This window comes from Rickettsia massiliae MTU5, from assembly GCF_000016625.1.
In the GTDB taxonomy this organism is placed as follows: domain Bacteria; phylum Pseudomonadota; class Alphaproteobacteria; order Rickettsiales; family Rickettsiaceae; genus Rickettsia; species Rickettsia rickettsii.
In genome coordinates this window covers 1,147,757-1,167,934 of record NC_009900.1, presented here as the reverse complement: position 1 = coordinate 1,167,934, position 20,178 = coordinate 1,147,757, and the positions used below count along the sequence as shown (strand labels likewise).

The following is a 20,178-nucleotide window of genomic DNA, read 5'->3' as shown; positions in this document are numbered from 1 at the left end:
TTCATTTGCTCATGAATTAATTAAGGAGGTTAATATTACTTTTATAAATGCATTTAATAGTAGGTATTATTCTAGGAATAATCATGCTAATATTGGCGGATGTGATTATGTATGTTCTTCCTCCTTTTAAAGCATCTACCTCTCTACATTAATATGATGAAACTGGTATAGAAACCTTACCGTCTTTTGCTATTTTTGCACTATTTACCATAATGGTTAAATGATCTTAGTGCTTATTTTTATAGTAGGTAGTTAATAAAATGAGATGATGATATTTTTAAGGCTATAAATCATTACTAAATATTTTTTCTAATTCTGCTAAGCGTTGTTCTATTCTTTCGATATTGCTTTTTGTTATAGGTCTTTCTAGTAAATCTGCTCTCTCGGCTTTTAGATTTTTTTTATTTTCATTTAAAGTACATTCTATGACGAGTCTTGAGATGGTTTTAGTATTTTGGTCAGACATATTTGTTCCCGATTGATTAAACTTAAACTGCTCACGTTTCAACCACCGAAGAGAAATAAACTCTTGGTGGTTGGGGGAGTAAGAAAACCATCAACGATAGCCATAATAGCCTTTAGGTTCTAAGCTTAAGCTTTAAACCTTGGACATAACTATTATAACCCCGACCGAAATAAAGCCGAGGATTGCATCAGTTTTGTGAGAAATGTTCTCACTTTTGGCAGAGGTTTTGACACCCCGAAATAGCACTTTGCTACTCTAAGTATCATTTTATGTATAACTTTCAAAAAGTCAATGATGGTTTGTTATGGTACTAACAACGTTCTATGCTTCTATACCTGAGGAGTCATATAGTGATGATACATCGGCTAATAAAGGCATTTCGCAATTTTGATAGTCAATATCTGTGTAACGAGGGCTAAATATCTCAAATATTTCTGTAATGCTTTCTTTATATTCTTCAGACTCGGGATTTGCTGTTCGTATAATTGTTATTAAGCGTGCAAAGTTGCTGATAGTATTAAAACTATCATCACCGCCAAGACTCTTACATATTTCATGCAATATTCCGCTTGAAGAAGCTAAGTTTATTGCTATAGCGGATGGGGAATTTAATTTTACAATTTCATTATTTAAATTAGTTAGTGGTAGTATTGAGAATTCATATTCCTTAATAGATTTTGCTAGTTTTATAATATCATGTAAATTATTAATTTTTATAACTTCATCTAATATAACTGCATTATTCTTAAAATTTTCATGTAGTAGTGCTATAAATGCTAATTCTTTATTCTTCATTACTAAATCTAAAGTTTCATTTTTTATATTTCTTCCCTTATACCAATCCCATCCATATTTAATGTAATACCCTAAGATAGTACCTACAGCTAATGTTCCTAATGCTACTCCAGCTATATAATAAGCACCGCTATATCCACCGTCATTTGTATCATCGTTAGGTCTTTCTGTAGTAGGGTCAGTGTAAACTTTACCGAGTTGAGCTAAAATATCTTTACCTATTTCTGTAGGAGAGACATTATCTAAAGAGAGACCTAAGTGATTTAGAGTATTTTCAAGAGTATTTATAAACGATTCACGAGGGATTAAAGTTTCTTTATAAGCGTTATAGTTTTGTAAAGCACTCATAGCTTCTTCTTTAGTGCATTCATTTAAACCTAAGAAATCAGCTTCGCTAGTTTCGGTAATATTGCCTTGAGAGAACACATAATCATTCGTTACTTTATAAAGTTGACCAAGAATACTAGCCGTACCGTTTTGATGAGGTGTTACGGCTTGTTGTAAAAGTATATGAGGATTATTTTCAGCATCGATAAAAATATTATTTATTGGAGTATTTAAACCATTGTTGCACTCTTGGTGTAGTATTGAAAAATCATTTGGGGACTCATTGAAAGATTGTTCAATGTTTTTCCAATTACACTGTGCATTATCCACTATATAACCTTTTTTAAAAGCTCCTTTAATAGTACTATATACTGAGGACAATATAGTACCGCTTAATTTATGAATGATGTGACTTATATTACCCGTTAAATTGCTTACTATTTCATTTCCAAATATAGGCATAACGCATTTAAATTTTATATTTAATGTAGATGCCATAATGTTACTCCGTTAATTAATAAAACGTGGTTTCTAAAGTATGTTAATGTTTTTGTCAAGATGAAGTTAAAATAAATTAATATATGGAAAGATTTGAGAAAGATGATTGTTATGCTGTAATGTTTCGTTTTTTCGTTATTGCGAGGGGCGAGGCAAAGCTTCGACGTGGCAATCTCAGGCATTTTGTACTAGACTTCTTGCATAACCTATCTTATAAAGAGGACTTTGCAGGAAACGGATGCGAGTACCGGATTGACGTACAAATTACCTTTAGAAGGAGGTTGGTTATGCAAGAAGTCTAGTACAAAATGCCTGAGATTGCCACGTCGAAGCTTTGCCTCGCCTCGCAATAACGATTTGGTGTCCATGCAATAATACCTTGCGGGAATGACATAGAACGAGCTATACAATATTACTTACCTATGCAGAAATTTTTAAAGATCTCGCCTAGTATTTCTTCTACGTTGATAACACCCATAATTGCACCGATGCAGCGTGCCGTCATTCTGATATCTTCAGTTGCTAGAACTAAATCATTATCTAAGCTAAAAGCCGTTAAATGTGAGAGAGCTTGTTGTAAATAGTTACGATGACGCTGATTTGTTATATAAGGAGTTTCGGTAAATCCTGCCATGTTTTCGGCAATATTTTCAATATTTTTTAATATACTTGAAAGAGCAATATTATTTTTTACTGAAACTCTTAAGCATTTATATTTATTTTCAATAGAAAAGATTTTACTAGCTTCGATTAAATCGATTTTATTAATTATTGTGATAGTATTTTCATCAATTAAATTAATAATATCTTCATTTATAGAGGAGTCTAATTTTTCGGCATCAAACATTATAATTTTAATATCTGCTGTTTTAGCTGAATTTATAGCTCGTTTTATACCTTCCTGCTCGATAATGTCACTACTTTCTTCTCCTATACCTGCTGTATCCTGTAAAATAATAGGATAGCCGCCAATGTCTAAATGTCCCTCAATTATATCTCTAGTAGTTCCTGCAATATTTGAGACAATCGCTATATCTCTCTGCATTAAGAAGTTTAGTAAGCTAGACTTACCAACGTTTGGTGGACCGATAATTGCAAGCTTAAGACCACTTCGTAGTAATTCTCCTTTTCTGTTATCATTAAGATATTCCGATATTGTATTTACAAGAATTGTATGAGTATTAGTAACTTCATTAAGGACGGTATCAGGTATATCTTCATCAGGGAAATCTATATAAGCTTCAAGCAGAGAGATAATTTTTAAAAGCTGACTACGCCAATTATTATATAATTCTTCAAGTTTGCCGTTTGCTTGTCTAATTGCTTGCTTATGCTGCATTATAGTTTCGGCATTAATTAAATCGGCTATCCCCTCTGCTGCCGTTAAATCAAATTTGTTATTTAAAAAAGCTCTTTTGGTAAACTCTCCTGCTTCTGCCAAACGAATACCAGCTATATTTAATAATGCATTTGTCAGTATTATAGATATAGCTTTACTGCCATGCGTGTGAATTTCGACTACGTCTTCCCCGGTAAAGCTACCAGGTGACTTAAAATAAACAACCATAACATTATCGATTAGCTCCTTAGTTTCAGGGACTGTAATTTGTTGATAATACATTAATCTCGATTTAAAGTCCTTTCTACCGGTAAGTAGCTGTAAAACTTCTAAGCTTTTAGGACCAGAAATCCTAAAAACCGCTACGCCTGCTTTACCGAATGCAGAGCTTTGTGCAAATATCGTTTCCACTTATTTTCTATGCCTCTTGCTTAAGTTATTTTATATAATATAATAACAACAGAAATAATCATATTATTACTTAAGAAAATTATGACCCCAAAAACAACCTCTTTAAACTTTAGCCGTTTAAATTGTCAAATCCCGAATTATAAAACTAAAATTCTAGAACTTAGCAAGGAACGTGAGTCAAGTTCTATATATATAGATTTTGTTCAAAAGTTTTTAAATTATATTCCGATAGATTATGATTTTGAGAATAGAGAAAAATTATTCCAAAATTTTGCAGATGAAGCCTTTAAGTTTTTTAAGCAAAGGATAGTAAGAGCAAGAAAAATAGCAATAACAAAGGCAGTTATCGAAAATGATCCGGCAATAAATGTCTTGATATTACTTGATAATAAGCCGCATATTGTTGATTTTATCATATGTCTGCTTAAAAACATAAATTTGCAAACTAAGTTTTTACTCCATCCGGTAATAAACTGTGTCCGAAATAGTAAAGGAGAATTAGAAAAAATATTAGAAAATTCTGTGTCGGATGAAAAATCAGAATCAATACTACATTTAACCATTTTAGGAAATTTTGATGATAAAACTACTACATTTTTAACCGAGGCTATAAATGAAAGATTAGAAAAGTTAGAGCAAAGCTATAGCCATTTACCGCAATTACGCACAAAATTACAAGATTTATCTAAAAATATAATTGATAATTATCAATTAAATTTTAAAGAGGCTCAAGAATTCTTAAATTGGTTACAAAACGATAATTTGGTTTTATTAGGGACTCTGGATTTTGAAGTAAAATCTTTAAAATTAAGCAATGAAATAGGAGCAGCAAAAATATGGCAAGAAGTAAAAGACGAGATTGATGATATTATAAAATGTTCTGCTAATTCTTTATATCAAAATCAATTAATAATACTCGGTAAAATAAATAGTGCGTCGCTTATCCATGCAGATAATTTAATCGACTATATCTTAGTGAAAAAATTTGACTCTTCGGGTGAATATATTGCGGGAAGTATAATTTTCGGTATATATAATTCAAATATGTATTACCATTCAATAAGTAATATTCCAATCCTACGACAAAAATTTAATTTTGTAATTGAGAAAGCCGGTTTTGCATTATCTGGTTATAATGCCGATAAGTTAAGAATTTTAATGGAGTCGTTACCGAGAGAAGCTTTAATACAAATTGATCAAGGCGATTTATATTGTATGTGTTTACATATGCTCTCAAGTATGATGAGTAAGAAGCTTAAATTATTTATTCAATATGATTGGTCTAGTTCTTTTCTTAATATCATAATTTTTCTGCCACGAGAACGTTTAACGTCTGAAATGCATAATATGATAGATTGTTATTTAGCAGAAAAATTCGGTAGTAAAATTTTATCCAACTATATCACCGAAGTAGCCGGTAATTTTTCTTATCTTTTTGTAACGCTTGAAGCACAAGGGGAACATAAAATAAATTTTGAAGCAGAAATAATACAGCAAGATTTAGATCGTATCTCTACACGTTGGAGTGAAGATTTTTATTTTAAGCTTTCTAAAAAATTCGGCGAATATCAAGCAGGTATTAATTTAAAGCTTTTTGATAATGTTTTTCCGGCAGATTATAGGCAAAAATTTTCTCCGGAAATAGCTTTAGTAGATATTGAATATCTAACGGAAGCAAGTAAGTCACAAAAATGTATGTTTAATCTAGTTTCTGTAAATGAAACGGAATTTTACTTAAAAATATATAGTCCAAAAGTAAAACTTGCACTTTCTAACATATTGCCGCCAATAGAAAATTTAGGTTTTAAAGCAATTGATGAACAAACTTTTGCAATTAAGGAGGCTCTCGAAATCAAAGAAAGCTGGATATATAATTTTATCTTAACTTCTATTGTACCTGTAAAGGATAATATTACCGAATTAAAAATAAATGTTGAAGAAGCTTTAGACAAAATGGCACTTGGGATGCTTGCTAATGATTCTTTAAGTAAATTAATAGTGCTTGCCGGTTTTAATTGGAAGCAAGTTAAACTCGTCAAAGCTTTAACAAGATATTTACATCAAACGGGATTTAGTTACGGTAAAGGTTATGTACAGTTAACGTTACTTAAACATCCCGAATATACAAAAATGTTGGTAAATCTATTTGATATAAAATTTAATCCTAAATATTCGGATAATAATTGTGACGTAATTAAAGACAAACTAAATAATTACTTAGTAACCGTTGAGATGAGTAGTGAAGATAAAGTACTACGTAATATGCTTGGTATAGTTAATGCTATTACTAGAACAAATTACTATCAACCACATAAACATATTTTTTCATTTAAGTTTGATTCTTCAAAAGTACCGGATTTACCTAAACCTGTTCCGTTTGCCGAAGCATTTGTTTATTCTAGAAATTTTGAAGCTATTCATTTAAGAGGCGGTCCCGTATCACGCGGAGGGCTTAGATGGTCGGATAGAGCAGAAGATTATAGGCTTGAGGTCCTTGGGCTTATGAAAGCACAAATGACTAAGAATTCCGTTATTGTCCCTGTCGGTTCTAAAGGCGGCTTTTATGTTCATTTTACTGAGGAAGGGCTTACTCGTGATGAATATATGGAAAAAGTGGTAGAATGCTATAAGAATTTCCTAAGAGGTTTATTAGACATAACTGATAATATCATTGACGGTAAAGTAGTACATCCACAAGACGTTATTATTTATGATAAAGAAGATCCTTATTTAGTTGTTGCTGCCGATAAAGGTACAGCCTCATTTTCGGATTATGCTAATAGTGTGGCAAGAGAATATAATTACTGGCTTGATGATGCTTTTGCTTCCGGTGGTTCTGCAGGTTACGATCATAAAAAAATGGCTATTACTTCCAAAGGAGCTTGGATTTCCGTAACTAATCACTTTAAAACTTTAGGGTTAGATGTCCAAAAAGACCCTATTACCGTCGTAGGTATAGGAGATATGTCGGGAGATGTGTTTGGTAACGGTATGCTTAGATCAGAGGCTATTAAGTTAGTTGCTGCCTTTAATCATAAACATATATTTATTGATCCTACTCCTGATCCTTTATCAAGTTTTAATGAGCGTTTGCGTTTATTTAATTTAAAGGGGTCTAATTGGTCTGATTATGATTCTAAGCTTATTTCTAAAGGAGGCAAAGTATTTGAACGCAGTAGTAAATTAATAAAATTATCACCGGAAATTAAAAAATTACTTGATATAAATGATAATGAATTATCACCGGAAGAATTAATTAAAGCTATTTTAAAAGCAGATGTTGATTTATTGTGGAATGGCGGAATAGGCACTTATATCAAAGCTAAAACGGAAAATAATTTAGAAATCGGTGATAAAGCAAATGATAACCTTAGATGTAACGGTGAAGAAATTAGAGCAAAAGTTATAGCAGAAGGCGGTAATGTTGGGGTATCACAGAGAGGTAGAGTCGAATATGCTAAAAAAGGCGGACGCATAAATGCTGACTTTATTGATAATTCAGCAGGTGTTGATTGCTCCGATCATGAGGTAAATATCAAGATTGCTTTAAGTAGTGCGATAACCTCAGGAAAAATTACTTTAGAAGAACGTAATAAACTTCTAAACGATATGACAAAGCAAGTTGAAGAGTTAGTATTACTTGATAATTATAAGCAAACTGAAGCAATAACAATTATGCAATTATCTCCTACTTTAACTGTTAATATACTTAGTCAATTTATAGATATTTTAGAAGAAGCAAAAGTATTAGAGCGGGAAAATGAATTCTTGCCTAGTGCAGAAGAATTGAATAGAAGAGCTATTAGCGGTGAAGTATTAACTCGTCCTGAGCTTTGCATATTGCTATCATATAGTAAGAGATTTGCTTATCATGAGTTAATTAATTCTACTTTTTCCCATGATAAATATTTTGATGCATATCTTATAGATTATTTTCCTGAAATGATGCAAAAAAAGTTTCGTAATGAAATTTTATCTCATCCACTTAAACATGAGATTATTAAAACCGTTACTATAAATAAAATAATTAATCAGCTTGGCGGACCGCTTATTAGTATTGTAAAGCGTGAGATTGGGGCTCCTCTTTGTGATATAATAAGGTCATATACCATTATTTGTGAAATTTTTGATCTTGATGATATATGGGAAACGATAAGTAATAAGCTACCTGCTAATATTGATTACAATGTAAAAATCGACATGTTTACCGAAATAACGAAATTAATGCGTCGAGGTATTTCGTGGTTTATTAAAAATTTAAAACATCCTATTAATATTAGTGGAACTATAGAAGAGTTTAGAGTTCCTGCACAAAACTTAAGAAAAATGGTAGATACTTTATTAGTCGGAGAAACTAAAATAAGATTTGAAGAAAAATTAAATTATTATACCACTAGCGGGGTAGAGGAGTCATTTGCTGCTACTATCGCTACATTTGACAATTTAATTTCAGTATTTGACATTATATATGTAACAAAACAGACTTCAGGGAATAATAAAGAGATAGCAAAAGCTTATTTTGTTATAAGTGATATGTTTAGTCTTGATTGGTTACGTAAAGCTTGTGATAGGCAATTGAACGATTCATTTTGGCGTCGCTTAGGTATTCAATCGCTAAAAGATGATTTATATGACAAACAACGTAGATTATTAATAAAAATAATTAATAAATCTAAAACAACTATTGATTTAGATTTATGGATTGATAATAATAATAACTTAGTTAGAAATTTTCTTGATTTTATTAAAGAAATTAAAGCTCAAGAAACTATAGACTTAAATATAATTATTTTAGCAAACAAGACATTTGAAATATTCTTACAAAAACTTGAGTAAATTATGTCGTCAATGCTTAAGCAGATTAGGTTAGATTCAGGTAAAACTTTAAATCAGGTATCTAGTGATTTAAAAATTAGAAAAAAATATTTAGTAGCTTTAGAAGAGGATGATTTTAATGTTTTACCGGGGGAAGTATACGTAAGAGGTTACTTAAAATTATACTTGGATTATCTTAATGTAAAAGATAGAAATGCAGAGCAGATAGAAACCGAAAAATTATTAAATAATAAAAGAGCTACGGTATTGATAAATTATAAACGTAAAAAACAATTAGTACTTATATCTATTATAATGTTATCAATTATTATTGTAAGTCATCCATTCATAATTAACGCTTAAACGAAAATGAATAATGAAATATTAGACTGCTTACAGAACGAAGCTAATAAAGAGGCATTTGAAGGAGACACGGAACGCGGCACCGCAGCATACATAGACGTACGTGAGGATGCGAGTACAGGATCGACGTACAAATTACCTTTAGAAGCAAGTTATGTAAGCAGTCTAAAGAAATTAATGGAAGAAGTAGAACATAAACTCGATGATTTGTTGAGTATGCTTGTAAATAATCAAAATGAAGTTCAAAAATTACAAAACGAAAATAAAGCATTAAAAGATAATTATATAACAATGCTAGATCAAATTAGCATTTATATTAATGAACTTGAAGAACTAAAAAGACAGCAAAAATAATTATGTCAATTGTTACGGTAACATTAAATAACAAGAGTTTTCAATTATATTGTAATAATGGAGATGAGGAAGAATTACTATCTTTAGCGAATAAATTGAATGATAAAATAGCGGAAATTAAACTTGGTAGTCCCACAGCTTCTTTTGAGCTATTATTAGTTATGGCATCACTTAATGCGCAAGCTGAAATAGCTAGTCTAACAGAAACACTTAATAAAAACGGTCTTCAAAAAAATCATCCCGACGAAGAAAAATTCGCAGAAACCTTAACTACTATAGCAGGTTACCTAGAAAACCTTGCACGTAAAATGGGAAAGTGATATATTAGCTCTTGGCTGCTTGGTTCGTGAGCTTAATATTAACCTAGGACTACCACTAACTTTTAGGACATCGTCCCTGTCTAATACTAATTCAGTTTAGATATATGAAGTCCACCTTTACATAAAGGTCTTTAAAGGATTTTAAGTAACGGCCAAAGCGGTTATGTATACTCGTTTAATTTGAAAAATTGGCTACGTTGTCTTTTGCTGATAATCCTCACGTACTAGTATGTACAGCTGTGGTTATCAGCTTCAAGATGCCTTGCTCTTTTCCAAATTAAACTTCGTCTACCTACTTTTCGTTTACTCACAGTATACCTTTAAAATGAAACAAACAAAATCACGCAATAAAGTTCTCGGTGCTTTTTTAGGCACTATTATTGAATATTACGACTATAGTTTATATGGTTTTTCAGCGGCAATTATCGCTGATAAATTCTTTTCAGCCAGTACTGATCTATTAACAAAGCTTGTAAATGTTTTTGCCGTTTATGCAGCAGCATATTTATCAAAGCCTATGGGTGCTTATATTTTTGGACGTATAGGGGATATATACGGTCGAAAAAAAGCCTTAAGTTTTACGATTATCGGTATTGTAATCCCTACCTTAATAATAGGTTTATTGCCCGATTATGCCTCGATAGGAGTTTGGAGTACAATAATTTTAGTGTTATGTCGCTTCATGCAAGGTATTTTTATTGGAGGGGAATATGACGGTGCAGCGATTTATGTTATTGAACATTTAGGAGCAAAATACCGATTTACTGCCTCGGCAATAACTAGATGTACAGGAGTAATGGGTTTATTATGCGGAATCGGTGCAACTAATTTCTTTAATTCTCATATTTTTCCGGAGTGGGGTTGGCGTATTCCGTTTTTACTAAGTTTACCACTTGCATTAATAACTCTTTATTATCGCCAGAAATTTGATGAAACACCGGCGTTTAAAAAAGCACACTATAGCCAAGATTCTATTGAAAAACTTAGCTCTATAATTAAAAAGCAATGGAAAAATATTGCACGGTTAATATTTTTAGCCGGAGGTTTTGGAGCAACATATCAAATTGCGATCATCTTTATGAAGCAATATTTACCGATCATATTACCTTCAGTCGGTATTATTATGAGTTCTTTTTCGGTCTTAATAGTAATATGTTTTGCTGTTTGCATGCCGATTGCCGGTTTTATTGCAGATCGCTTAGGAGTTAATTCGGTATTAAAAATCGCATTTATATGTACTATTACAGCAAGTGTATTTTTTGTGATAGCAGTAAAATATCAAATGACTAATTTAGGACTTGCAACTAGTTTAATGTTAGCTGTATCAGTTGCACCTTTTAATGCTCTTGCTCATAGTATAGTTATTAAGTCTTTTGTAGTTAAAGAACGCTATCGTGTTATAAGTTTAGGACATAATATCGGCTCAATGTTAATGTCCGGTACTGCTAATTATATTTGTGCAAAGGTAATAAAATCATTTGATTTTAACCTATTCCCGATTTTATATCTTTGCATGTTTGCCGTACTTGCTTATTCTATGACCATATTATTTAACCGTAATAGGTAAAAAATAAATCTTGACGAAATAATGAATGTAAGTATCTTTATTTGTAATTTTTTTAACTTTAAATGTTATTAAAATTTTTCATAAATCTATAATTTTTATTATCTTATCTATACAAGGAAATATTAGTTTTACCGATGCAAACGGAAGTATATATGCTAGATATTGGTAATTGCAAAGAACGTAAATATGACTATGAAGATCATTTGGAAGAATTGTTGAGGCAAGAAATTTCTTTAGCAATGCAGAAGAATGGTTTAAGAGTTAAGTTATTGCAACCAAAGATATTAGAACACAAAAGCTTGATGATTTTAGTATCTCGTTTCCGTAGCTCCTATAATAATGCTTATACTGCTTTATATACGCCTTTATTATGGCCTGAAGCAAAAGCTTTCTCAATGACTTAAAATATAGGTGAACCTGTTATAATTTTAGGAGAAAAAACAGGAACTGATATATTTGTATTACTTAATTATGTGCAAATGATAAAGACTAATGGAGCTCGTACACGTGACTTTTTAATGAGTGCTTTGGGTTGTTCAGTAAGTAATGCAGATAATATATTTATGTCTATAGGAATAGTAGAAGCCAAAAGTGGTAGAATATTATGGACTAATGCAACGCCCCAAGCACAACCATTTAGTAGCTCTATTTTCTCTTCTCGTGATAAATCAGAAATTGGCAATTTTCTCATTCAGTAATAAATATGCTGTTATCTCCATTATAAACTGAATTTTGTGTCGTTCAGGGGTGGTTTTGGTGTGGCTTATTATTATTCCTCTCTGTCATCCCGTGATTTATTCACGGGATCCAGTAAAACATATAGTATGGGTAGACAAAACACATCTAATTTAAGTTCATAAACTATAAATCGTTTTTATCAAATAGGAAAAATTCACCTATTTCAGAGATAATAAACTTATTTTCATCAATATTATGTTTTTTCATAGCTTGTCGAAGTTCCAAAGGAGCGGCATTAAATGCTTCATCAGCTAATTGAAAGACGTCAAAATGACTAGCTATAGAATATTTAGCGCCTAAGTCCAAATGAGTAAATACGGCTTCTTCAGGATGCATATGCACCGGTTTCATAAACCATCTTGGTTCATAAGCCCCTATCGGAATAAGGCTTATTAAAATATTATGTTTTTTTCCGATCTCTTTGAAAAGAGTATAGTTATAACCCGAATCACCTATAAAACAAATATCTCCTATCTTAGTTTTAATGATAAAAGTTCCCCATAATGCTTTATTTTTATCAAATATTCCTCTAGCCGACCAATGCTGTATCGGTTCTAAATAAAATTCTACATCGCCTTTAATTGCATCTTCTTGGAAACTTTTTGAATTTAGCTGTATTTCTTGTTCTTTATATGACTCTCCCCACCCTAAGGTAACAATTTCTGCATCGGTAATATGTTTTTTGATTATTACGTCATTCATTAGCGGTGTAATAATCTTAGGCTTATTTCGTACCCATAAATCTTTAATTGTTCTGATGTCTCAATGGTCATAGTGATTATGGCTTATTAATATAACATCGATTTTAGGTCAATCAGTAAAATTAATACCGGGTTTTACCACTCTCTTTGGTCCTGCAAAAGTAAAAGGACTAACCCGCTCCGACCGTACCGGATCGGTTAAGATATTTAAACCGTCTATTTGAATTTAAAAGGTTACATGCCCTACATAGGCTACTCGTACAGCGTCATCTCGATCGCTTGATACTAATGTATTTCGTGGAACTCGTCTGTAGTCCCGTACTAATCTAATGTACACTGTGCAGACTCGTCCTTAAATTCATCTTGTCTGAAGCGATCGAGATTTAGCTGTGTATTTTTATTGCTAGTTATTTTTTGTGGTGGAATATCAGTGTAGTAAGCGGCAATGCTGTCGGCCATTTTGGTCGTTTTGAAGTTATTTTCCATTTTAGAATATCAAGTAAGGTTTTATATTAGGATCAATATTGAAAAACATATTTTTATTTAGATAGACCTTCCTTTCGGTTTATTAGAGCTTTTAACTTGTTCAGCAAAAGATTTTTTCTCTTTATTTGTGGGTTTATGAATAAATCCTTTAGTTTGTTCTCCTATCAACATGGCTTCTTGAAGTATATCTTTTGGTAGTTTAGCTATAGATGCCGATATTTTCGGAGTTTGTTTTGTTTCTACCGTTATCTTTTTTGCTTTATTTATATCTCTGCCTATTACTTCATCTAGTGGAACATTTTTATAATCTGCAAGAGCAACAATTGCTCCCATATCAGGCATTTTTGTACGACCATCTAGAAAATTTTTCCACGCTGTTTCATGAGTACCTGTTTTTTCACTTAACTTATACGGGGTTATATTGTCTGTTTCTAATATATTCAGTACAAATTTTTTAAAATTATTTCTAATTTCTTCTGGACCATCTTTATTTGTTTCTGATATATCGTTCATCTGATTAAATCTTTCTTTTGACCTTATATCTTCGCTCATTATTTTTTCCTGTAAAATTTACTCCTAAAAATTGAGAGTTAAAATAACTTCATAGATAGCCTCTGAGACTTATTTATTAATATATAACTAATAAATAGTAAATAGAAGATAATTATAATGAAAATAATAAATTTAAGCTATTGAATTAAGTATTTAGGTCTTATATATGAAATTTAAATTAATCTATTTTAACGTTTTTTGTCACAAATTATAAAATTTTTCTGTAGTAGGAACCATGTCTTTTTCACTTCTTTTACTATAAATTAAATTTCAGGTGCAGAATCTAAGATATTTTAAAAAGATTATATAAATTAAAAATTGTTTTTTCTGCATCTTGATCCTTTATGAATAAGGTAATTTTAACTTCTGATAATTGTATCATGTTAACATTTATATTATCTTTCGTTAACTTTGATAATATCGTTTCAAGTAATTTACAATCATTTTTAATCCCATAACCAATAAGAGAGATTGTAGCAATTTCGGTATCAAGAGTAAAATCTTGTATCTGCTTATCATCTTTTAAATTAGTCAGTAAAGCTTGTAAATTATTTTTATCGGTTAAATTTGTAATAAAACTATATTCTTCATTATTTTTTGTCTCTTGCATAAACTCAATATGATTATTATTTTGTGTAATCATATTTGCAACTTGCAAAAAACTTAAAGAAATGCTCTTTACAGATATTTTTAATAAATTTTTATTAGAAGTAATGCTGTTAATAATCCCATTCTCCATATTTTTATCCTTTGAAGTGATTAACGTACCTTCTGTATCCGGTGAAAATGTTGACAGAACACGCATATCTATTTTATATCGCATTACTAACTCTCCGGCTCTAGGGTGTAGTACTTTTGCTCCACTTGATGCTAGTTCTAACATTTCTAAAAAATCTATTTCTTTTATCTTCTTGGCATTTGGAATAATTCTTGGATCAGCAGTAAATATTCCCTCTACATCGGTATAAATATCACATCTATCGGCTTTCATAGCTGCAGCGATTAAGGCGGCAGTAGTATCAGATCCTCCTCTGCCCAAAGTAGTTAACCTATTGGATTTGTTAATTCCTTGAAAACCGGCTATTATAGGGACGGTATTTAACTGTAAATATTTTTCTAGTAAATCTGTAGTAATTGATTCTACTAAAGCTTTACTATGATTATGATCGGTGAGCATCGGTAATTGCCAAGCTAGAAATGATCGCGCCTTTATGTCTTCTTCTTGAAGAGCGAGCGCTAGTAATGAAGCAGTGACTATTTCACCGCTAGAAAGTGCTACATCATATTCTGCAAATTGAGAAATGTTGTTAAGGCTTGATACTTCATTACACAATGTGACAAGTTGATTAGTAACACCTGCCATAGCCGAAACTACGACAATTACTTGGTTATTTTTAGCTATTTCGGTCTTGATGATAGGAACGATTTTTTTGATTCTATCAATATTTGCAACGGAAGTGCCACCAAACTTTTGAATTATTAAGGCCATAAGTAAAGAAAGCCTAATAGCAATATTATGTTATATAATTAATTTCCGCCTGTCGTCATCTAGCTCACTTACAGACATTATTGTGTGGAACGGTTTTCAATTGTCATCTCGTGACTTGATCACGGGATCCAGCTTAAAATACTAATAATATTAGTACTTTAAATTGTTTTTATGGACCCTGTAGTCAAGCCACGGGGTGACAAAGTGGATTTTACCAATCAACGCAACAATGCCATAAAAAGCATTTTGCGTTCCACGTAACACTAGTAGATCAAACCATAATACTTAATAAGTACTGGCAATTTCTTTAACATTCACGATTTTATGATTTCGCTTAGTTAAAAATTCTACTCTACCTTCTATCAAAGCAAATATTGTATGATCTTTGCCAAGCCCTACATTCGTTCCAGGATGAATTTTTGTGCCGCGTTGTCTAACTATAATATTACCGGGTATTACATATTGTCCATCGGCTTTCTTAACTCCCAGCCTTCGACCGGCCGAGTCTCTTCCGTTCCTAGAACTACCACCGGCTTTTTTGGTTGCCATTTTATAATTCCTTTTAAGTTATTATTATTGTTTGGTAATATCTAATATTTTTAATTCCGTCAATTCTTGACGATGACCGGCTTTACGACGATAATTTTTTCTACGCTTTTTCTTAAAGACTATAATTTTATTATCTTTAAGTTGGTTAGTAATTTCAGCCGTAACGACAGCCCCTTTAACTATTGGAGTCCCAATAAAAGAAGGCTTTGAGTATTCGCCAATCATTAAAATTTGATCAAACTGAATTTTAGAGCCAAGTTCTCCATCAATTTTTTCGACTTTAATGATACTATTTCTGTCTACTTTATATTGTTTTCCACCTGCTTTTATAACTGCGAACATGAAAACTATCTCTTTAAAAATTTATAAATATTTGTCGTATTATATTATTATATTAGAAATTAGTCAATGATCTTTTTTTATAGCAAATCTATTGTCGAATATCTATTAACACAAATATAATTGCGTATTGAGTTACCGCAGCAAATATTGCGGCTAGCAAATCATCAAGCATAACGCCGATACTGCCCTTAATATTTTTGTCCAACCAATTAATAGGCCAGGGCTTTACTATATCAAAAAATCGGAATAGACAAAAAGGTAATACGAAAAGTAATATAATATTTATTGTTAGCGGACTAAAATATTTAATTAAATACGATTCATTAGCAAATAAAGCGGAAAAAAATACTAAAACGATAGTTAGCATTTGCCCTACTACTTCATCAATTACCACTTCTTTAGGGTCTTCTGAATTTGTATGATTTAAATATATTTTAGTAAAATAAGTGCCGAGTATTAAGAGTATCAAACATAGGCTAAAGCTTATAATAAATATACTGACAAGTTGAGCTTCACCGAGAGTAAGACTTAAGAAAGGAATGATTATTTTGTTATTAACAATAAAATATATTAAGAAATAAGTTAGAGGGAAAGCAGTAATCGATCCAAAAGTGCCTGGGCAGTATTTTATTTTTCCGATATAAAAAAAAGTAGCAAAAAATTCTGAAAATTGTTTTTTAGTAAACATTTCTTTAATTATTTTATCCTAGATTAGAGCTATAATATCTTATATAATTAAATTTTAACTTATACAGCAAAAATATCATGGGAATGAGCGTTAGCCATTTATTAATAGTTTTATTAATTATTTTTGTATTATTCGGTGCCGGCAAATTACCGCAAGTCATGTCCGATCTTGCTAAAGGTCTTAAAGCTTTTAAAGACGGCATGAAAGACGACGGTAGTGATAATGATAAAAATAAATAATTAATTTTTAGTGTCCCTTTGTCATCCCGTGGCTTGACCAGCCTTGTTGCATGGCTTGAAAAACCTACTCAATGTCATTCCCGCTTTCGCAGGAATGACATCCTGAACGTTCGTACAACAACATGGTCAGGCCACTGAGTGACCAAGATACAACAACTCCCTAATTTCCTGAAACAGTAGAATATATCCCATTCTCTTTCCTAATAATATCATATCGTCTCTGAGCTACTCCATCGATGAAATGAATATTACCGGATAAACCTATATAAGGTTGTCTACTGTTCATTCTATTTAAAAACCTTTCAGATGCAAATTCATTGCCTATATAGTTTGCAGTCATACGTCCTAAATCATAAGAAAGAAGATGCATGAAGCCTATATGGTTAATACCTAAGTCTTTTGCCCTATCCGGAACGTTGCTATTGAGTAAATTTAAAGAGCCGGTAAAGCTAATATCGATATTTTCAGGGTAATCGATATCAATACGATTATCACCGATTAAAATAGCCTTTTTATCTAAATTATATTTACGAATACTATCAGCGAGTAGGTTTAAATTTTTTGGATCGTCTGATAGATAAATAACCGGTTTTGTCGTGTCGCTACGTTCATTTATAATATCGGTATTGTCTGAAATATTTCTTGCGGCTTTTGCTATAGATTCAGGATTATCCTCATAAAATTCAGTGCGTGATAATGATGCATTGTTCTGAATCAATATATTTTGCATTACTTGACTAATAGTTTGCGAATGCTTCCCTTTAGGTAATAATGCCATAAAATCTTTATGGTCGTTACTTGCGTAATAATTAATGATACGTATCAGTTGTTTTAAAGGTGCATGACCGAATACAAATAATTTATCTTCTGCAAGAGCCGGATTATTTGACATAGTTATTATAATAATATCATTGGCCTTGGCTTTTTCGGCTATTAGAGAGGTAAAGTTAGAATATAGAGGACCTAAAATAATCTTAGTTTTACGTGCTACTATTTTATCCATAGCGGCTAAAACATTTTTTTCGTCTGAACCGTCGTAAGAAGTAACATGTATGTAAGATTTGATTCCGTCGTTAAGTCCCATTTTAATTAAATCTTTATATTGTTTCCCGACAATACTATCAGGCCCCTGATTTGGCATTAAAATTGCAATCTCAATTTCTTTTTGTGCTTTTTTAGGAAAACTTATAGGTGCTTCTTTAGGAGTTTGACAGGACGTTAAATATATCAAGCAAAAAAATGATAGAACGATTCGTAGTTTATGTTTTATACTAGCCATAATGTTACTTAAAATTAAAAAACTATGATTAGATATCTTTCCAAACCGGGATTATATATTGTTTCAACACCGATCGGTAATTTTGAAGATATAACGCTTCGTGCTATATCGACTTTAAAAAATTCGGATATTATTTTATGCGAGGATACTAGAATATCACAAAAATTGCTAGCAAAACATGACATTCATACAAAATTACAAATTTATAATGATCATAGTGACGAGAAAGATAGAGAAAATATCATAAATTTAATAAAATCGGGCAATATAATAAGCTTAATTTCTGATGCAGGGACTCCTTTAATTTCCGATCCCGGCTATAAGTTAGTTAGAGATATACGCAATCTTCATTGTCATATAGACGTAGTACCGGGAGTATCTGCACCGATTACTGCTCTAACTTTATCGGCTCTTCCTACTGATCGATTTTTATTTCACGGGTTTTTACCTAAAACTATAGAAAGTAAGAAAGAGATTTTTTCTGCACTAGTAAATCTTAAGGCTACTTTGATTTTTTTTGAAACGGCCCCTCGTTTGATAAATACTTTATCGGTAGCTAAGGAAATACTAGGAAACCGAGAAATATGTGTAGCTCGTGAGTTAACTAAACTGTATCAAGAAATAAAAACAGGGGATATAGATGAAATAATAGAGTTCTATCAAAATAATATTTTAAAAGGTGAGATAGTATTGTTGATTTCAGGAAATATACAGGAACAAAACCAACAAAAAAAATTAGAAAAATTTATAGAACTTTGCTTAAGTAAAAACTTAAGTAGCAAAACTACTACCGAACTTGTTTATGACAAATTCAAAGATGTTTATAGTAAAAAAGAGATATATAGATTGGTGAATAAGCAAAAGATTTAATATAAATTTATAGTAGAATATTTACCTCAGAATATGCTAAAATAAAGAGAAAATAACATTCAGTAACATAATAATATGTCAAAAGTTAATCCGAGAGTAGATTTAGCGTTTAAAAAAATCTTCGGAGTAGAAGAAAAGATTTATTGATATCGCTTATTAATTCGATAGTAAGTGAGAAAGATCAGATTGTAGAAGTAACATTACTTAATCCGTATAATCCAAAGAATTTTAAAGCCGATAAACTATCTATACTTGATATAAAAGCCACAAGTAAAAGCAGTAAAAGGTATAATATCGAAATCCAAGTAACCGATGCAGCGGATTACGATAAAAGAGCTTTGTATTACTGGGCGAAAATGTATACGGAGCAACTGTAAAGAGGGATCAGACTATGCGGCATTAAATAAAACAATAGGGATACTACACATACTTAACTTTACCAGTATTACAGATACAGATGAATATCATAATTCTTTTCAGTTAAAGGAAATAAAAAGTGGTTTAGTATATTTTAAAGATATAGAGTTACATATGATAGAGCTTAATAAATTTGCTAAGAATCCTAAGGAGGAGTGATCTGATGTCGTCAAGAAAGTTAAAAATGCTTTAGATATATGGCTAGCATTTTTAACACGTAATGATTTATTAAATAAAGATAATTTACCGAAAGAATTGGATAATGATTTATTGAGAAAAGCATTAACCGTGCTTGAGGTAATAAATTTAAATGATGCAGAAAGAGAGGAATATGAAAATCGTTTAGAGTGGCTTAGAATTGAAACTAGTGCTTTTAAAAAGATGAAAGAGGAAGGAAGAGCTGAAGGCGAAGCTAGAAGCAATATTGAAATAGCAAAAGAAATGCTAATTGATAAAGAGCCTCTAGAAACAATAATTAAATATACTAAACTTTCAAAAAAAGAAATAGAAAAGCTAAAAGCAGAAATCGATAAGGCAGACAAATAAAAAGTCGTCTGCGATATATACTCCGAG

At 31.3% G+C, this 20,178-nt stretch carries 22 protein-coding genes, 1 other RNA gene and 1 pseudogene; 13 read left to right on the top strand and 11 right to left on the bottom strand.

Annotated features, from left to right (window positions below):
- Positions 1 to 283: 283 nt before the first annotated feature.
- From RMA_RS06380 to mnmE, 3 genes are all read right to left on the bottom strand, one after another.
- Positions 284 to 466 carry a hypothetical protein gene (locus tag RMA_RS06380; protein WP_014409076.1) on the bottom strand — a complete coding sequence of 61 codons (183 nt, stop codon included), beginning with the start codon at positions 464 to 466 and terminating at the stop codon, positions 284 to 286.
- A 321-nt stretch (positions 467 to 787) separates the two neighbouring features.
- Positions 788 to 2,086 (bottom strand): DUF5460 family protein, encoded by a 1,299-nt coding sequence (locus RMA_RS06375; RefSeq protein ID WP_041404859.1) that lies wholly within the window; start codon positions 2,084 to 2,086, stop codon positions 788 to 790.
- A 412-nt stretch (positions 2,087 to 2,498) separates the two neighbouring features.
- Positions 2,499 to 3,836 carry a tRNA uridine-5-carboxymethylaminomethyl(34) synthesis GTPase MnmE gene (gene mnmE / locus RMA_RS06370; RefSeq protein ID WP_012153146.1) on the bottom strand — a complete coding sequence of 446 codons (1,338 nt, stop codon included), beginning with the start codon at positions 3,834 to 3,836 and terminating at the stop codon, positions 2,499 to 2,501.
- 81 nt (positions 3,837 to 3,917) lie between these two features.
- Here mnmE and RMA_RS06365 point away from each other — a divergent pair, with 81 nt between their 5' ends.
- From RMA_RS06365 to RMA_RS06335, 8 genes are all read left to right on the top strand, one after another.
- Positions 3,918 to 8,672, top strand: a complete 4,755-nt coding sequence (locus RMA_RS06365) for an NAD-glutamate dehydrogenase (protein ID WP_041404858.1) — start codon at positions 3,918 to 3,920, stop codon at positions 8,670 to 8,672.
- Between the two features lie 3 nt (positions 8,673 to 8,675).
- A complete protein-coding gene (locus RMA_RS06360; protein WP_041404857.1) occupies positions 8,676 to 9,014 on the top strand; it encodes a helix-turn-helix domain-containing protein in 339 nt (112 codons plus the stop codon).
- Positions 9,015 to 9,020: 6 nt separating this feature from the next.
- Complete coding sequence (locus tag RMA_RS06355; RefSeq protein WP_012153143.1) at positions 9,021 to 9,368, top strand: palindromic element RPE1 domain-containing protein; 348 nt, start codon at positions 9,021 to 9,023, stop codon at positions 9,366 to 9,368.
- Between the two features lie 2 nt (positions 9,369 to 9,370).
- Positions 9,371 to 9,688 carry a cell division protein ZapA gene (locus RMA_RS06350; protein WP_014409081.1) on the top strand — a complete coding sequence of 106 codons (318 nt, stop codon included), beginning with the start codon at positions 9,371 to 9,373 and terminating at the stop codon, positions 9,686 to 9,688.
- 9 nt (positions 9,689 to 9,697) lie between these two features.
- Positions 9,698 to 9,856: non-coding RNA, 6S RNA (ssrS, locus tag RMA_RS08875), on the top strand.
- Between the two features lie 157 nt (positions 9,857 to 10,013).
- Positions 10,014 to 11,255 (top strand): MFS transporter, encoded by a 1,242-nt coding sequence (locus RMA_RS06345; protein WP_041404856.1) that lies wholly within the window; start codon positions 10,014 to 10,016, stop codon positions 11,253 to 11,255.
- A 134-nt stretch (positions 11,256 to 11,389) separates the two neighbouring features.
- Positions 11,390 to 11,659 (top strand): hypothetical protein, encoded by a 270-nt coding sequence (locus RMA_RS06340; protein WP_041404855.1) that lies wholly within the window; start codon positions 11,390 to 11,392, stop codon positions 11,657 to 11,659.
- A 75-nt stretch (positions 11,660 to 11,734) separates the two neighbouring features.
- The gene (locus tag RMA_RS06335; protein WP_238375450.1) at positions 11,735 to 11,953 is read left to right on the top strand and encodes a hypothetical protein; all 219 of its coding nucleotides are present in this window, start codon (positions 11,735 to 11,737) and stop codon (positions 11,951 to 11,953) included.
- 163 nt (positions 11,954 to 12,116) lie between these two features.
- Here the strand turns inward: RMA_RS06335 and RMA_RS06330 are convergent, their stop codons facing one another.
- The 7 genes and pseudogenes from RMA_RS06330 to RMA_RS06300 all read right to left on the bottom strand — a co-directional run bounded on the left by RMA_RS06330 (position 12,117) and on the right by RMA_RS06300 (position 16,800).
- The gene (locus RMA_RS06330) at positions 12,117 to 12,695 is read right to left on the bottom strand and encodes an MBL fold metallo-hydrolase (protein ID WP_148194448.1); all 579 of its coding nucleotides are present in this window, start codon (positions 12,693 to 12,695) and stop codon (positions 12,117 to 12,119) included.
- Positions 12,696 to 12,932: 237 nt separating this feature from the next.
- A pseudogene (locus RMA_RS12130) lies at positions 12,933 to 13,090 on the bottom strand (palindromic element RPE3 domain-containing protein); the annotation flags it as partial.
- Between the two features lie 147 nt (positions 13,091 to 13,237).
- Positions 13,238 to 13,732, bottom strand: a complete 495-nt coding sequence (locus tag RMA_RS06320; RefSeq protein WP_041404854.1) for a hypothetical protein — start codon at positions 13,730 to 13,732, stop codon at positions 13,238 to 13,240.
- A 283-nt stretch (positions 13,733 to 14,015) separates the two neighbouring features.
- The gene (locus RMA_RS06315) at positions 14,016 to 15,221 is read right to left on the bottom strand and encodes an aspartate kinase (RefSeq protein ID WP_014365430.1); all 1,206 of its coding nucleotides are present in this window, start codon (positions 15,219 to 15,221) and stop codon (positions 14,016 to 14,018) included.
- 285 nt (positions 15,222 to 15,506) lie between these two features.
- A complete protein-coding gene (rpmA, locus tag RMA_RS06310) occupies positions 15,507 to 15,770 on the bottom strand; it encodes a 50S ribosomal protein L27 (protein ID WP_012153137.1) in 264 nt (87 codons plus the stop codon).
- Between the two features lie 24 nt (positions 15,771 to 15,794).
- Positions 15,795 to 16,112, bottom strand: a complete 318-nt coding sequence (rplU, locus tag RMA_RS06305; protein ID WP_004997480.1) for a 50S ribosomal protein L21 — start codon at positions 16,110 to 16,112, stop codon at positions 15,795 to 15,797.
- An 88-nt stretch (positions 16,113 to 16,200) separates the two neighbouring features.
- A complete protein-coding gene (locus RMA_RS06300) occupies positions 16,201 to 16,800 on the bottom strand; it encodes a phosphatidylglycerophosphatase A (protein WP_041404853.1) in 600 nt (199 codons plus the stop codon).
- A gap of 77 nt (positions 16,801 to 16,877) precedes the next feature.
- On the opposite strand from RMA_RS06300, the gene RMA_RS06295 reads away from it, so the two are divergent.
- Positions 16,878 to 17,039 carry a Sec-independent protein translocase subunit TatA gene (locus tag RMA_RS06295; RefSeq protein ID WP_014365434.1) on the top strand — a complete coding sequence of 54 codons (162 nt, stop codon included), beginning with the start codon at positions 16,878 to 16,880 and terminating at the stop codon, positions 17,037 to 17,039.
- A 160-nt stretch (positions 17,040 to 17,199) separates the two neighbouring features.
- Here the strand turns inward: RMA_RS06295 and RMA_RS06290 are convergent, their stop codons facing one another.
- Positions 17,200 to 18,318, bottom strand: coding sequence for a penicillin-binding protein activator (locus tag RMA_RS06290; protein ID WP_041404852.1), 1,119 nt, complete (start codon positions 18,316 to 18,318; stop codon positions 17,200 to 17,202).
- A 24-nt stretch (positions 18,319 to 18,342) separates the two neighbouring features.
- On the opposite strand from RMA_RS06290, the gene rsmI reads away from it, so the two are divergent.
- The 4 genes from rsmI to RMA_RS11380 all read left to right on the top strand — a co-directional run bounded on the left by rsmI (position 18,343) and on the right by RMA_RS11380 (position 20,151).
- A complete protein-coding gene (gene rsmI / locus RMA_RS06285; protein ID WP_012153132.1) occupies positions 18,343 to 19,188 on the top strand; it encodes a 16S rRNA (cytidine(1402)-2'-O)-methyltransferase in 846 nt (281 codons plus the stop codon).
- 143 nt (positions 19,189 to 19,331) lie between these two features.
- Positions 19,332 to 19,565: an Rpn family recombination-promoting nuclease/putative transposase gene (locus RMA_RS08870; RefSeq protein WP_012153131.1), complete on the top strand. Its 234-nt coding sequence runs from the start codon at positions 19,332 to 19,334 to the stop codon at positions 19,563 to 19,565.
- Positions 19,501 to 19,764 (top strand): Rpn family recombination-promoting nuclease/putative transposase, encoded by a 264-nt coding sequence (locus tag RMA_RS11385; protein ID WP_238375449.1) that lies wholly within the window; start codon positions 19,501 to 19,503, stop codon positions 19,762 to 19,764. The genes RMA_RS08870 and RMA_RS11385 overlap by 65 nt, the downstream gene beginning before the upstream one ends.
- Before the next feature lie 96 nt (positions 19,765 to 19,860).
- Positions 19,861 to 20,151, top strand: coding sequence for a hypothetical protein (locus tag RMA_RS11380; RefSeq protein ID WP_238375448.1), 291 nt, complete (start codon positions 19,861 to 19,863; stop codon positions 20,149 to 20,151).
- Positions 20,152 to 20,178 lie beyond the last annotated feature (27 nt).

Bases quoted from the DNA above. Each gene is read 5' to 3' on its own strand.
- RMA_RS06365 (WP_041404858.1), top strand. From the start codon at position 3,918: ATGACCCCAAAAACAACCTCTTTAAACTTTAGCCGTTTAAATTGTCAA.
- RMA_RS06380 (WP_014409076.1), bottom strand. From the start codon at position 466: ATGTCTGACCAAAATACTAAAACCATCTCAAGACTCGTCATAGAATGT.
- RMA_RS06300 (WP_041404853.1), bottom strand. From the start codon at position 16,800: ATGTTTACTAAAAAACAATTTTCAGAATTTTTTGCTACTTTTTTTTAT.
- RMA_RS06340 (WP_041404855.1), top strand. From the start codon at position 11,390: ATGCAAACGGAAGTATATATGCTAGATATTGGTAATTGCAAAGAACGT.
- RMA_RS06315 (WP_014365430.1), bottom strand. From the start codon at position 15,221: ATGGCCTTAATAATTCAAAAGTTTGGTGGCACTTCCGTTGCAAATATT.
- RMA_RS06375 (WP_041404859.1), bottom strand. From the start codon at position 2,086: ATGGCATCTACATTAAATATAAAATTTAAATGCGTTATGCCTATATTT.
- RMA_RS06350 (WP_014409081.1), top strand. From the start codon at position 9,371: ATGTCAATTGTTACGGTAACATTAAATAACAAGAGTTTTCAATTATAT.
- rpmA (WP_012153137.1), bottom strand. From the start codon at position 15,770: ATGGCAACCAAAAAAGCCGGTGGTAGTTCTAGGAACGGAAGAGACTCG.
- rplU (WP_004997480.1), bottom strand. From the start codon at position 16,112: ATGTTCGCAGTTATAAAAGCAGGTGGAAAACAATATAAAGTAGACAGA.
- RMA_RS11385 (WP_238375449.1), top strand. From the start codon at position 19,501: ATGCAGCGGATTACGATAAAAGAGCTTTGTATTACTGGGCGAAAATGT.
- RMA_RS06360 (WP_041404857.1), top strand. From the start codon at position 8,676: ATGTCGTCAATGCTTAAGCAGATTAGGTTAGATTCAGGTAAAACTTTA.
- RMA_RS06320 (WP_041404854.1), bottom strand. From the start codon at position 13,732: ATGAGCGAAGATATAAGGTCAAAAGAAAGATTTAATCAGATGAACGAT.
- RMA_RS06355 (WP_012153143.1), top strand. From the start codon at position 9,021: ATGAATAATGAAATATTAGACTGCTTACAGAACGAAGCTAATAAAGAG.
- RMA_RS06335 (WP_238375450.1), top strand. From the start codon at position 11,735: ATGATAAAGACTAATGGAGCTCGTACACGTGACTTTTTAATGAGTGCT.
- RMA_RS06345 (WP_041404856.1), top strand. From the start codon at position 10,014: ATGAAACAAACAAAATCACGCAATAAAGTTCTCGGTGCTTTTTTAGGC.
- RMA_RS06295 (WP_014365434.1), top strand. From the start codon at position 16,878: ATGGGAATGAGCGTTAGCCATTTATTAATAGTTTTATTAATTATTTTT.
- RMA_RS06330 (WP_148194448.1), bottom strand. From the start codon at position 12,695: ATGAATGACGTAATAATCAAAAAACATATTACCGATGCAGAAATTGTT.
- RMA_RS06290 (WP_041404852.1), bottom strand. From the start codon at position 18,318: ATGGCTAGTATAAAACATAAACTACGAATCGTTCTATCATTTTTTTGC.
- rsmI (WP_012153132.1), top strand. From the start codon at position 18,343: ATGATTAGATATCTTTCCAAACCGGGATTATATATTGTTTCAACACCG.